The following is a 12,612-nucleotide window of genomic DNA, read 5'->3' as shown; positions in this document are numbered from 1 at the left end:
AGTGGTCAAAGGGACGGACGATCTCAGCAAAGAGATCATGAGGACGGCCCGGCAATTGTTCGAGCGCGATGGCGTGGAAGCTGTCAGTATGCATAAGGTAGCGAAAACGTTGGGCATCGGGCAAGGCACGCTGTATCGGCGTTATCCGAATAAAGGCAATCTTTGCTTCTGCATCATGGAGGCCAGATTCGAAGAATTTAAAGCAGGCATCTACGACTATTTGCTCGCACATGCTGCTTCAGCCTCCGTGATGGAGAAGCTGGCTGCTGTTATGAGAATGATCATACAGATCATGCATGAAGACCTTGCATGGATCCGGGCGGTGACTCATACGGACAAGCTGGAGGAGGCCAGAAGCAATTTATTCGAGCTTCCCCCGTGTGTCTTTTTGCGGGAAACGATCCAGCGGTTGTTGGAGGAGGCGGCTGAAGCGGGCCAGCTGCGACCGCTCGATCCCGCATTTACGGCGAGTCTGATGATTTCCTCTTTGCGGCCCGAGCTGATCATTCACTTGGAAGAGCAGGGGTATCAGGCTGAGCAGATTGCCGATCATTTTATTGCCACTTTAGTAGAACCGTTATTTGAAGCTGTGTAAAAAGAAGGCTGCTTTGCAGAAGCTTGTGCGCTGCAGGCAGCCTTTTTGTGCGCTTTTGCATTGACTTTCGGCAGATTCTCAATAATAATATAAGCATATTTATAAAAATGGAGCGCTCCCAAAAAAGAGAGTGGTAACAAATGAAGCATACTTTAGAATCGATTGCCCGCCTGGCCGGCGTTTCTCGGGGGACAGTATCGCGAATCGTCAATCAACAGCCTGGGGTTAAGCCGCATGTCCGGGAAAAGGTGCTGCAAATTATTGAGCAGACCGGATACGTGCCTCATCCGCAGGCGCGCAGCTTGGCTGGCGGTGCCACAGGCAACATCGGCGTCATGGTGTTTAGCCAGGACCCGCACTATTTGACGCATCATCTTTTCTATGAAGTATTGCAAGGCATTCAGACCGAGGCGGTGACAAGTGATTATGATCTGCTGCTGTTTGCGGGCAGCAGCAGATCGGAGCAGCAGGATTGGAAGCGGGCGGCGATCAGGCGCAAGGTCGACGGGCTCATCGTAATGGGCGAGCATATCCAGGAAGAATGTTTGCGCTATTACCGGCAGCAGCAAATTCCGTTCGTGCTAGTAGGCAAGCGCTGCTTCGAGCAGCTGCCGCTTGCTTGTGTAACCTCCGATTACTATGATGGCGCTTATCAGGCGGCACGGCATTTGCTGGCCAGCGGAAGGCGGCGCATCGTCTATATTGAAGGGCTTGAAGGCATGTATCACGAAGCAGAGCGCTTTAGAGGTTTTCGTCAAGCTTTGGAGGAGGCAGGGGTCGCAGCCGATCCTGCACGGACGATTGTAGGCAGAGCTGATCGGGCTGAAGCAGGCAGACAGATGGAGAAATTGCTGGCCAAGGGTATTGCGATTGACGCGGTGTTTGCCGCTAATGATTTAATGGCATTCGGAGCGATCGAGGTATTGCAGGCGGCAGGCCTGCGGATACCGGAAGACGTCGCTGTCGTCGGCTATGACGATATTCAAGCTGCGTCGTATGTAACTCCGCCGCTAACAACGGTTCGCCAGGACAAAATCCGGTTAGGGCGGGAAGCGACGGTTTTGCTGATGGCGATGCTGCGCGGCGAGCTGCCTGCCGACGAAGAGAAGGACATTCTGATCGCCAATGAGCTAGTGGTCAGAGGGACGTTGTAATAGCCCGTCCGTTGCTTAGGGGAGTGGGGGGCGGTTGCCCCGGCTGTCCCTGGGCCCTGGCTGCCGCTCGCTCCCTCTGCTGCGATCGTCTCGGCCGTGGAGGGGGATCGAACGGGAATGTTACATAAACTGCAAGGCTGTTGATTTACAGCAATATGAGTTTGAATTTATTCATATTGGCCGACTAAATGGATTTTCTACAGTTCGTTTTATGTTTTGTTCGTTAGATAGCCGGACTAGATGGAAAACCTACAGTTAGAATGGGAGTTAGAGAGGGACAGACTCGATTTGGCCCAAACTAGCTGGATGATTTCCAGTTAGACTGCAAAATCCGTCTGTTCTGGCGTATATACCTACATGAAATCCAGTTAGTTTTGGGGTAAAGGAAGTCGAGATCAGCATTTAAGGTTGAGCTCTATGTATTTGAATAAGCACAACATATGGCTGGCTCATGACACCGTGGAGCAGCCTTCTTAACTCTATTTTGGGAGCGCTCCAAAAATGAAGGGAGAAGCGAATCATGGAATATAATTATGATGTGGCTGTGTTGGGTGGAGGGCCTGCGGGTATCGCCGCCGCTATCAGTGCAGGGAGGAATGGCGCAAGGACGGTGCTTGTGGAACGATACGGATTTTTGGGCGGCATGTCGACGATTGCCTCGGTATATCCGTGGATGACTTTTCATTCCGCGGCAGGGGATCAAGTTATTCGCGGGGTGGCGCAAGAAATTGTTGACCGGCTTATGGCGCTTGGCGCTTCTCCGGGGCATGTGCGGGATACGATCGGCTTTGTTCATACTTTGACGCCTTACCATCCGGAGGTCTACAAAGTATTGGCTTACGACATGCTGCAGGAAGCGGGCGTAGAGGTTGTGCTTCATTCTACCGTTATGGATGTTGTGACGGAGGACAACTGCGTCAAGCGGGTTACATTGCAGCATAAAGGCGGCATTTCGCAGCTGCAAGCAAAGGTGTACGTCGATGCTACAGGAGATGGCGACATTGCCTATATGGCCGGGGCGCCGTGGGAGCAGGGAAATGAGAAGCGGAAGGTGCAGCCGATGACGATGAAATTCCGCATGCGGGGTGTGGATTTGGCGCAGGTCAAGCAATATATGCAGCAGCATCCGGAGGAGTTTTACGAAAAATCGCTTATTGCCGAGCTTGACCATCTGCCGCTGTCAGGGGTCATGGGCTTTTATAAGCACTGGAAAGAAGCCGGGCTGCCGATTGAGCGCGATGGGTTGTTATTTTTTGCCGGGCCAAATGAGGATGAGGTGCTTGTTAACGTATCTCGCGTGTCAGGCCTGGACCCAACTAATATTGCAGATTTATCAAAGGCGGAGATCGAAGGGCGCAGGCAAGTGCTGCTCCTTGCAGCGTTTTTCAAAACGAAAATTCCCGGGTTCGAGAAAGCCAGTGTATCGGCTGTAGGGACGCAAATCGGCGTGCGGGAAACAAGAAGGATTATCGGACATTATGTATTAAATGGCGAGGATGTGCTGGATGGGCGCAGATTTTCCGATGTCATTGCCAGAAGCGGCTATCCAATCGATATTCACAATCCTGAAGGAAAAGGTGTGACCGCTAATTTTATTAAAGAAGGCGGAGCATATGATATTCCGTACCGCAGCATCGTCCCGCTGCAAATAGCGAATTTGTTGCTGGCTGGCAGATGCATCTCAACAACGCACGAAGCCCAGGCCACGACACGGTTGACACCAAGCTGCATGGCGCTTGGGCAGGCTGCGGGCACTGCGGCCGCGCTGGCATTTCTGCATCAATGCAATGCGGTAGACGTGCCTATCGAGCAGTTGCAGGCTCGTTTGCTTGCTGATCATGCCGAGCTGGGACTGTAACGCGCGCAGAAATTTTTCAGCTGGCGGAAGGAAGATGGCAATATCAGGGGGAAGTAGTTATTCGAACCGAATAGGGTTCATTGAGGAGGAATAACGAGATGACTTTGCATATTGGCATGATTGGGAATGGCGGATTTAGTAAAAAGCACGCGCAGCAGCTTAGTGCGATGGATGGCGTCAAGGTCAGCGCCATTTGCGGCTCCAGCAAGGAAAAGGCCGAGCGCATGGCGCAAGACTATTCAGATGCCCGCGGCTACGATTCGGTAGAGCAAATGCTTGATGACCGCAAATTGGATGCAGTCTATATATGTGTTCCGCCCTTTGCGCACGGTGAGATCGAGCTGGCGCTGGCCAAGCGGGAAATTCCGTTTCTGGTGGAAAAACCGTTAGGCGTTGACTTGGAGACGCCGACAGCTGTATTGAAGCAAGTGGAAAGCAAAGGGCTTCTGACCTCAGTAGGCTATCATTTTCGCTACATGGACGGCACTCAGCGGGCAAAAGCGATGCTGCAGGAGCAGACGGTCGGCATGGCATTAGGCTATTGGCTTGGCGGGATGCCTGGCGTATATTGGTGGCGCAAGGCAGATGGATCGGGCGGCCAGTTTGTGGAGCAGACGACGCATATCATTGATATGCTGCGTTATTTGTTGGGTGAAGTGACGGAAGTGTATGCGGCATATGGGCAGCGCTCGATGCATGAGAAAGCGGAAGGGGTATCGGTTCCTGACGTCGGAACGGTGACATTGAAGCTGGCGAGCGGGGCGGTGGCAACGATTTCGAATAGCTGCATGCTCCCGGTGGATCATTGGGCGGGCCTGCATGTATATACAGACGGCGGAGTGCTGGAAATAAGCAGCAGCGGCTTGAAGGATATAGCGGCAGGGAGAACGACTGAGTATAACAATAGCAGCGATCCTTATGCAAGCGAAAATGAAGCCTTCATTCATGCTTTGCGGACAGGCGATTCCTCGCGCATTTTATCATCTTATGCAGATGCCTGGCGCAGTCAGCAAATCGCAGTTGCTGCAAATCATTCGGCAGCAATCGGACAGCCGGTGCGGATATAACGAGAAGGGGCTGTCCCGGCAGACGCGGGCAGCCCCTTCAGCAACTTTACAGGTTGTCCAACCGCTATGAGCTCGTTGGAGCTAAGAACGGTTGAGCCTTGTCAGCCATAGACACTTCTAGTAATAATTTCGGGCAACTCAGCCAGCTGGGCATGATATTCACCCAAAGTGAGGCTGCCGCTGAGCAGTCGCTCATTCAATTGTACGGTCATTTCAGCTATTTGCAGATCGATAATAGGCTGGACATCGGCTTCGTTACTCTCGGCAATTTGCGACAGAGATTGGCCGTTATATAGGGCATCGTAAACATCTTCTTCAGATGCCGCACCGAGCGCTTCGAGGAAGCAGTCTTCTTGAGGGGCGGCTTTCTCCGTCAAGGTTGGCTGAACTCCCGATTTGGGAGCAGCTCCGGTGATGGATGAGGCGCTTGTCTCATCGCTCAACATGCTGACAGCAATGGCAAAGGCCATCGTCCCAGCGATAATCATACGTTTCGGATTCATAATCAGAACCTCTTTTCCTTGAAAGGACGGCGTAAGCCGTGTTGTACTGCAATACTTTACTTCTACGGACGGACGGCAAAAAGGTTGCAAAAAAATTATCCTGTATATTCAGTATAACGATCGGATCTTAAAAAGAGCTTAAATCTATGTGACGATTGCCTGTCAAAGCTGCTTTCTCGCCCGCTCGATCACTGCAGCAATTTTGCTTTCTGTTGCATGTGCGCTTTTCTTTAATTCGACCAATTGGCTGCTGGCGGCAGCGGCAGATGCGAGCGACCGCAGCGTTACGGCGCTGTTGGCTTGACGTATAGCGGCGCTGGCTTGCTTCCACTCGGCGGCTAATTTCTTCTTTTGGTCCGTTATAGATTGTTTTAAATTTTTGCGCGTTGTTTTTAGCGGGGCCGTCTCAGCGAGATCAGCTTTTATTTTGTTTTTCCGCTGGGTCGCAGCTTGTCTTGCGCTTTTGAGAAGGGTGTCCTTGCCGCGTATATCGCTGCGGGCGAGCTGTACGGCAGGCTTCATCAGCTCGGCCTGATTGCGGAGCAAAGCGGTCGAGGTCTTATTTTTGAGCGCGCGGGCGGTTGCCAGCTGCCGGTTAATAAAGGCATATTGCTCGAATAATGTTTTGTAGCGGGCGCGCGCTTGCTCGGCCTGCTGCTTCAGGGCGTTAATTTTAGCGCTGTCGATCGCGGAGATTTGCTTACGAACCTGCTGCTCGGCGGCGGTATTTTGCTGCTGAAGCGTCTTAAGCTTGCTGTCCCACTCCGCATCTTCACCTTGAAGCCGGACAAACTCATTGTAAGCGGTGCGGATGCTTGCCTGCGTTGTTGCAGTGGACGCGGCAAGCAGCTTGTCCAGCGCATTCTTGACGGCAGCAGACACTTGGATCGCTGCAGCTGCAGGAGCCGGCGGAAAGGGAATGGCAAGCAGCATTGCGGTCAGCAGCATCGAAACGATGGCCAGAAGCAATTTTCTGAAAATGGACATTGAGCTGAAACCCTCCTTAAGTCAAATGAATGATGTGACATTAAGACAGGCAGCGATCAGCCGGATCAACCTGTACGCAAAAAAGCACCGCAAGCGCGGAATCCCTCTAACGGGATTCTTGCTTACGGTGCTTCCGTAATCGAATGTCAATTGTTCATTCAACTATACCGCACAGGCTATGCCATTGTCAACAGAGCATGCAGCTCCTTATTTGCTATGAGCGGCGATCGCGGCGTTGATCCGTTCGCGGCAGGCAAGCAGCCAAGCTTCATCGGTCGGATACTTGCTGAAAGTAAGCGGCTCAGCAAGCCCCTCCTCTAAAATTTCGAGTGTGCGCTCCCGCCCTGCCAGACTCTCAAGCAGCTGCAATGCCCGCATGTCCTGCAGCGCCTCGGTGAATACGACGAGGCGAAGCGATTCGACCGGTGTGCCGTCCTCGCCCGGATAGACAAGGAAAGAATCGCCGGACGGGAAACCGCCGCCAGCATCCGTTACCCGGTAAGGATCGATCGCTTTGATCGAATATTGCGTATACCAGAAATTGTACCCCCAATGCAGGAAACCCTCAATCTGGAATTTGTACAGCTGCAATCCGATAATGCGATTGCGCTGCGATGGCATCGAGAAGAAACGGTTGGAAACTTCGCGGTACTGGCCGCAGCAATAATAGGTCCACAGCCCTTCAACTTTGTTCTCCAGAAAAGGTTCTATATGATTCGAGGCAGGGATTGGCTTTTGCACTAAGCCCTGCTCGAACAGCTCGTAGTCTGTCAGCGCGTCAAGCGTCGGCCAGCCTTCAATAAAGGAGGCTACCCAATCGCTCGCTTTTTTATAATCTTCAATTTGGGTTTGATGCGGTTCATCGGAAATATGGAAGTAACAGCGGCCTTTCAGCCCTTTATCTTCCAGGAAACGCGTCAATTTCGGCAGTAAAGCGGCCAAAAAGGCTTTATACTGCTCGCCGGTCGCTTCGGTCTCCCAGCCGAACAGCTTCTTCATCTCGCCATCCACGGTGCCGACAATTTTCGGCGCATGCTTCGCTCCCCATTGGGTGAACAGATGAGCGAGCTCAAAATAGCGGATGCCGGCAGCGCTGCACATTTCTATCCAGCGCTCCAGTTTTGAAAAGCCGAAACGGTAGGCGCCGTCTGTCACTTCGACATCGATAAGCTGCACAGTCGGACGTTCGCCGCCAATCTTAGTATCGAGCGGCGGGGTAAAGATCGGCGTCAAAATCATGTTCATTCCGTTTGCAACAGCCGTTTTGACGAAGGCTTCGATTATTTGCCAGTGCCGCTCGCTAAATACTTCCACATTGTAATAAGTGGCCAGACAGTCGGTATGGAACCAGTCGGTCATGATCAGCTGCTGCTCGGGCAGGACAGCAGGAAGTACGGTGAGCTCCAAAGCGGCCGCGCCAACCTGCTTGCCCTCGCCATCGAGCAAAGCAACGCGGATCGGATAAACTCCGGCTGCTGCGTCCGCCGGCAATGATACCGTTACCCAAACGGCGCGCCATTGCTTGGGGTAAGCTGCCAGACTGCTGCCTTCATCCAAAGGAAAAAGCGGATCGGGATACAATCCGGGCGTAGTGCGCAGCACATTGTCATCGTGGTCGCCGTAATTGGGGACATTGGAAGGGGCGTAGCCGACCTCGCGTACAGTTGCAGCGGCAATATCGCAGGCTGCATGGGCTGTAATGTCCATTTTATGGTTATGAGGCGAACGGTAAGCAACTTGGAAGGAGTAGCGCTCGCCTGCAAGGGCGGTAGCGCGCTCCAACGGTTGCGCGTGCAGCTCCTCATCGCAAAACACTTTATACAGCGAGCTGATCGTACGAGTTTCGAACTGTATTTCCGCTTGTTGATTTTGCATCATTTAAACCTCCGATAATAGGTGATTTAGGCGGTAAAATTAGACAAGCTTGTTGGACCAGTCGAGCGATTGGAATACGCCTGTCTCCGAGGAGCGCTTGGCTGCCAGACACATGAAGGCGCTCATCAGGCCGTCGTCCAAAGTGGATAGGGACGGCGCACCGCCCGTAACCATATCGATAAAGTTTTGGGCAAGCGCTTTGTCGCCGCCGAAGTGGTCGTTGCTGGCCGACAGCTCATAGGTCTCAATTCGATCAGTGTGATGCATGAATACTTTCACGATGCCCGTATAGAAATCGAATTCCACCGTTCCTTTGTAGCCGAGGAAGCGGGCTCCGCGCGCAGCCGCGCCGCGGCGGGCAAAGAAGTTTTGCGAGTAAGACAAATGCATGCCGGACTCGTAGCGGACCAGCGCGCTGCCGGAATCCTCATTGCCCGTATCCACTGCAAAGCAGCAATAAGGCCAGGCTTTTTGCGTCGCTTCATCGCTGAAGGCTGTGCTTTCCAGGCAGGTTCTGTTTTCTTCGCAATCTACGCATTTCAGGCCGGCAGGCTTGTCGCCTTTAAAAATTTGCTTTGAAACCATGGCGGAAACGACAGTAGGACGCAGGCCGACAACAGCGTTGATGTAATCAAAGTCATGTGTGGCTTTTTGCAAAAACAACCCCTGCGTCTCTTGCTCGTCCCGGTACCAGTTCTGGAAGTATACATTTCCGTAAGGTACGTTGTTCACGGCCTGTACGTGCTCGATTGTGCCCAGCTTGCCTGAATCTACAATCTCCTTGACCAGCTGGACGAGGCTCGTCAGGCGCAGCGGAAAGGAGACGATGACGCCGGATTTTGTTTGCTCATAGCCTTGTTTAAGAAGATGCAAATCCTCGGGAGTGGTCGCTACCGGTTTCTCCATAAACAGCGGCAAGCCTTTTTTCATCACCTTCAAGGCCATCGTCGTGTGCAGCGAGCAGCGGGTGCCGATCAGTACGGCATCGATTTTGCCGGATTGCAGCATTTCATCGGCGGATGCAAAGTAGCTGACATTGTCCTCGCCATTGCGAAGGCGCTCCTCGCGAATGACATCCTGACGTATATCTACAATAGCGGCCACATGCGCAGCCGGATGCAATTTGATGATTTCGCCGATCATATGACGGATGCGTTCACCATAGCCAATAACGCCTAATCTCATAATTGTAAAGCTCCTTTTTGTATTCGTGGATTTATGGTCAGTATAAGGGATTGGCGCCCTTGTTTCTTTACTCAAAAGGACTAAGTTTTTGTCATTTTTGTTCGCGATTTTAGAGGGGCCTGGCTCCCAATTGTCCAGCGTTTGCGGTATGATAGAGAGAGCAGATTTTTTAAGGGATGAAACTTGCTGCGCCTCAAAGACGGAGTCAGTGTAGCCTACTTTAACGGATCTCACGGCCGCTATTTCCGAAAATTCGACCGATCTGAAATTGTAACGGAACTGTGCGCCGCTATTTGATGATAATTGGCCGATTTCGCAAGAAAACGTCTAATTAAGATCGCTCAGATCCGTTAGATTTCAAAATGAGGGGTTATTGGCGAAATAAGGTCTGTGGCTTCCGTTGGACGAACTCGCTTTGCAGCTTGCCCCTTCTTCGGGGCTCAACCATTGACCACTGCCTGCCGGCTATGAATACTAATAAAATTTCAGGGGAAGAAACTTGCCCACGCCAAGGACGCCGTCAGGCGTTTTTATTAAACCAAACAGCAGGAGCTTTCAGTGTGGAAGGAGCAAGAAGTGCAATGTCAACACAGTTTGACCTGGACAATATGACTCGCACTTTTCTCGATCAAACGATCGTGATCGATAATTTAATTACGCTGCATTACTCTGAGCGGGATCGCAATTATGTCTTTAGGGGAGAACGGCATGATTTTTGGGAGCTTCTCTACGTCGATAAGGGCGAAATCGAAGTGACGGCCGACGCGGATGTGCATTTGCTGTCGCAAGGGAGCATTATCTTCCATAAACCGAATGAATTTCACCGATTTCACGCGATAAAGGGAACGGCGCCGAATTTCATCGTCATTACGTTTGATTGCCATTCGGAGGCGATGCGCAATTTTTACGGGCGGATTATTCGTCTGGACAGCGATGAGCGCAATTTGCTTGCCCAATTCATTGCCGAGGCGCAGCATGCGTTCACCTTCCCGTTCCAATACCCGCTGCAGCGCCGCAAAGATGCGCCCGCAGGCAGCGAACAGCTGGTCAAAAATTATTTGGAAATTTTTCTGCTGCGCTTGCTGCGCCGCAATATGCTTCCCGAGACGGTCAAAGGGCTATCGACACTTGCCCAGGAAAAGCGTCTGGACGATATTGCCCGGCAGATGATCAATTATATGTATGCTAATATCGGCAAAGCTCTGACAGTGGCTGATATTTGCGATCATTTTCATATTAGCCGGACCCAGATAGCGACGATTTTCAAGGAAAATACAGGCCACACGATCAAGGAATATTTCAATAAGCTGAAAATGGAGCAGGCGAAGCAATATATTCGCGAGAATGCGGACAGTGTCACGGAAATATCCGAAAAGCTCGGCTTCAGCACGATTCATGCGTTCTCCAGCACCTTCAAAAAGTGGACAGGCATGAGCCCGTCGGAATATGCCAGATCGGTGAAGGCGCGTATTGATTAAACAAAAAAAGCTCCCTGATTATGAGCATCAGGGAGCTTTTTGGCATGTGCGGCGGGCACTGATTATATAATTTGCTGCACTTCAATCTGCTCGGCCAGACGAGCGACATCGGCAGGCTGCACGACGCCGGCGGCCTCGTGGCAGGAGTTGGATGCGCCGCAAGCTGAAGCAAGCTGCAGTGCACGCGCAATATCGTAGCCGCGGTGCAGGGAAACGGCAAAGCCGGCGACAAAGGAATCGCCGCTGCCGACAGGATTGACGGCATTCACCTTGGCGGCGCCAACTTTATAGACATGGCCGCCGAAGCCGACCATAGCGCCTTGCTCCCCGAGCGAGACGGCGACGCAATTGATTTGCTTCGTTTCCATCAGGTGGCGGATCATTTGCAGCAATTGCTCTTCCTCCGAGCCTTCAGGGATGAAGCTGCTGCTCGCCATCAGGCGAGTAATTTCTTCCTTGTTCGGCTTGATCATGAAAGGAGCGGCTTCAATTCCGGCGACAAGCGCCTCGCCGCTCGCGTCAAGAATGACAGGCACGCCTGACGGCTTGACAGCTTCGATAATGCGCTGATACAGATCCGGGCTGCCGCCGGCCGGGATGCTGCCCGACATGACGATGACGGAAGAGGAAGCGGCAAGCTGCTTCACTTTATCAATCATCTGCCGGCAGTCATCATCGCCGATCTTGAGGCCGGCTTCCAGCACCTCCAGCGACTCGCCGTTCGATTCGTCAATCAGGTTGAGACAGGTGCGGGATTCGCCGGCGGCTGCTTCTACGAGCTGATGGCCGATTCCTTCCTGCGTCAAGCCGCCGCGAATCACCTGGCCGTTCAGCCCGGCGATAAAGCCGGTCGCGATGACCGGCTCGCCGAGCGTATGGGCGACGCGGGCTACATTGATGCCCTTGCCGCCGGCCTGGGCGATCGTGCGCGATGCCCGGTTCGCCTGTCCGGGGACAAGCGAGGGGATAAAATAAGTTTTATCTACCGCCGCGTTCAAGGTGACGGTAGTCAAATGAAGCTGACTCATTTCAAATCTCCGGCTTTGCCGGCTGCGCCGATCAGTCTGATTTTTTCTGCGGCCATTTCGAACAATGCTTTTTTCGCCGGCACCATATATTTACGCGGATCGTTTTCGTCCGGGTTAGCTTTAAATACATTCTTAATCGCATCAGAGAAAGCGATGCGCAGCTCGGTAGCTACGTTCATTTTGGCCATGCCGAGGGACACGCAGCGTTTTACCTGCTCGTCGGGAATGCCGGATCCGCCATGCAGTACGAGCGGCAGCGTCACGAGCGATGCGATTTTTTCAATGCGGGCAAAATCGATGTTCGGTTCGCCTTTATAAATGCCATGGGCAGTGCCGATTGCCGGAGCCAGTGTATCGACACCTGTCAACTCAACAAATTTCGCGCATTCTTCCGGATCGGCCAGCATCGCGTCCTGGTCTTCAACGACGATATCGTCTTCAACGCCGCCAACTTTGCCAAGCTCGGCTTCTGTGTTGACGCCTGCTGCTTTAGCTACTTCAACAACTTGCTTCGTACGTGCGACATTCTCATCGAACGGCGAATGGGAAGCATCGATCATGACAGAGGTGTAGCCTGCGCGGATACATTTGACGATCAGATCGAAGTCGGAGCAGTGGTCAAGGTGAAGGGCGATCGGCACGGAGCTGCGGTTGGCAGCAACAGTGGCAGCAGCGGCGATATAGTCGGCGCCAAGATGCTTAACCGTACCAACAGTTGATTGAATAATGAGCGGCGCGCGCAGCTCGTCGGCTGCTTCGACGACAGCTTGCAGCATTTCCAGAGTGTGAACGTTGAAGGCGCCTACGCAGTAGCCGCCTGCACGGGCAGCTTGCAGCAGCGGGGTTGATGATACTAATGGCATATAATTCCCTCCCGAAGGA

The 12,612-nt window shown here is 52.6% G+C and carries 11 protein-coding genes; 5 read left to right on the top strand and 6 right to left on the bottom strand.

What is annotated here, in order from left to right; all coding sequences use genetic code 11:
- The first annotated feature begins 1 nt into the window (after position 1).
- From ACFQ0N_RS08940 to ACFQ0N_RS08925, 4 genes are all read left to right on the top strand, one after another.
- Entirely contained in the window at positions 2 to 595 is a 594-nt protein-coding gene (locus ACFQ0N_RS08940; RefSeq protein WP_379325012.1) for a TetR/AcrR family transcriptional regulator, read from the top strand.
- Between the two features lie 140 nt (positions 596 to 735).
- Positions 736 to 1,749 (top strand): LacI family DNA-binding transcriptional regulator, encoded by a 1,014-nt coding sequence (locus ACFQ0N_RS08935; RefSeq protein WP_379325010.1) that lies wholly within the window; start codon positions 736 to 738, stop codon positions 1,747 to 1,749.
- 520 nt (positions 1,750 to 2,269) lie between these two features.
- A complete protein-coding gene (locus ACFQ0N_RS08930; protein ID WP_379325008.1) occupies positions 2,270 to 3,607 on the top strand; it encodes an FAD-dependent oxidoreductase in 1,338 nt (445 codons plus the stop codon).
- Positions 3,608 to 3,705: 98 nt separating this feature from the next.
- Positions 3,706 to 4,674, top strand: coding sequence for a Gfo/Idh/MocA family protein (locus ACFQ0N_RS08925; protein ID WP_379325006.1), 969 nt, complete (start codon positions 3,706 to 3,708; stop codon positions 4,672 to 4,674).
- A 101-nt stretch (positions 4,675 to 4,775) separates the two neighbouring features.
- On the opposite strand, the gene ACFQ0N_RS08920 is transcribed toward ACFQ0N_RS08925, so the two are convergent.
- The 4 genes from ACFQ0N_RS08920 to ACFQ0N_RS08905 form a co-directional block, all read right to left on the bottom strand.
- Complete coding sequence (locus tag ACFQ0N_RS08920) at positions 4,776 to 5,177, bottom strand: hypothetical protein (RefSeq protein ID WP_379325004.1); 402 nt, start codon at positions 5,175 to 5,177, stop codon at positions 4,776 to 4,778.
- A gap of 162 nt (positions 5,178 to 5,339) precedes the next feature.
- Positions 5,340 to 6,164 carry a hypothetical protein gene (locus ACFQ0N_RS08915; protein ID WP_379325002.1) on the bottom strand — a complete coding sequence of 275 codons (825 nt, stop codon included), beginning with the start codon at positions 6,162 to 6,164 and terminating at the stop codon, positions 5,340 to 5,342.
- Positions 6,165 to 6,371: 207 nt separating this feature from the next.
- Complete coding sequence (locus tag ACFQ0N_RS08910; RefSeq protein WP_379325000.1) at positions 6,372 to 8,042, bottom strand: glycoside hydrolase domain-containing protein; 1,671 nt, start codon at positions 8,040 to 8,042, stop codon at positions 6,372 to 6,374.
- Positions 8,043 to 8,078: 36 nt separating this feature from the next.
- On the bottom strand, positions 8,079 to 9,224 hold the full coding sequence (locus ACFQ0N_RS08905; protein ID WP_379324998.1) for a Gfo/Idh/MocA family protein: 1,146 nt from the start codon (positions 9,222 to 9,224) through the stop codon (positions 8,079 to 8,081).
- A 581-nt stretch (positions 9,225 to 9,805) separates the two neighbouring features.
- On the opposite strand from ACFQ0N_RS08905, the gene ACFQ0N_RS08900 reads away from it, so the two are divergent.
- On the top strand, positions 9,806 to 10,702 hold the full coding sequence (locus tag ACFQ0N_RS08900; RefSeq protein WP_379324996.1) for an AraC family transcriptional regulator: 897 nt from the start codon (positions 9,806 to 9,808) through the stop codon (positions 10,700 to 10,702).
- 62 nt (positions 10,703 to 10,764) lie between these two features.
- On the opposite strand, the gene ACFQ0N_RS08895 is transcribed toward ACFQ0N_RS08900, so the two are convergent.
- Together ACFQ0N_RS08895 and fba are read right to left on the bottom strand one after the other, a co-directional pair.
- A complete protein-coding gene (locus tag ACFQ0N_RS08895) occupies positions 10,765 to 11,730 on the bottom strand; it encodes a 1-phosphofructokinase family hexose kinase (protein WP_379324994.1) in 966 nt (321 codons plus the stop codon).
- On the bottom strand, positions 11,727 to 12,593 hold the full coding sequence (gene fba / locus ACFQ0N_RS08890; protein ID WP_379324992.1) for a class II fructose-1,6-bisphosphate aldolase: 867 nt from the start codon (positions 12,591 to 12,593) through the stop codon (positions 11,727 to 11,729). The genes ACFQ0N_RS08895 and fba overlap by 4 nt, the downstream gene beginning before the upstream one ends.
- Between the last annotated feature and the right edge of the window lie 19 nt (positions 12,594 to 12,612).

Source organism: Paenibacillus sp. GCM10027626 (assembly GCF_042676285.1).
Lineage (GTDB): Bacteria > Bacillota > Bacilli > Paenibacillales > Paenibacillaceae > Paenibacillus_Z.
Note: the sequence above shows the minus strand (reverse complement) of the source record. Positions and strands in the feature narration are given on the sequence as shown.

Coding starts and splice junctions, on each gene's coding strand:
- ACFQ0N_RS08915 (WP_379325002.1), bottom strand. CDS start 6,164: ATGTCCATTTTCAGAAAATTGCTTCTGGCCATCGTTTCGATGCTGCTG.
- ACFQ0N_RS08900 (WP_379324996.1), top strand. CDS start 9,806: ATGTCAACACAGTTTGACCTGGACAATATGACTCGCACTTTTCTCGAT.
- ACFQ0N_RS08925 (WP_379325006.1), top strand. CDS start 3,706: ATGACTTTGCATATTGGCATGATTGGGAATGGCGGATTTAGTAAAAAG.
- ACFQ0N_RS08935 (WP_379325010.1), top strand. CDS start 736: ATGAAGCATACTTTAGAATCGATTGCCCGCCTGGCCGGCGTTTCTCGG.
- ACFQ0N_RS08905 (WP_379324998.1), bottom strand. CDS start 9,224: ATGAGATTAGGCGTTATTGGCTATGGTGAACGCATCCGTCATATGATC.
- ACFQ0N_RS08920 (WP_379325004.1), bottom strand. CDS start 5,177: ATGAATCCGAAACGTATGATTATCGCTGGGACGATGGCCTTTGCCATT.
- ACFQ0N_RS08895 (WP_379324994.1), bottom strand. CDS start 11,730: ATGAGTCAGCTTCATTTGACTACCGTCACCTTGAACGCGGCGGTAGAT.
- ACFQ0N_RS08930 (WP_379325008.1), top strand. CDS start 2,270: ATGGAATATAATTATGATGTGGCTGTGTTGGGTGGAGGGCCTGCGGGT.
- fba (WP_379324992.1), bottom strand. CDS start 12,593: ATGCCATTAGTATCATCAACCCCGCTGCTGCAAGCTGCCCGTGCAGGC.
- ACFQ0N_RS08910 (WP_379325000.1), bottom strand. CDS start 8,042: ATGATGCAAAATCAACAAGCGGAAATACAGTTCGAAACTCGTACGATC.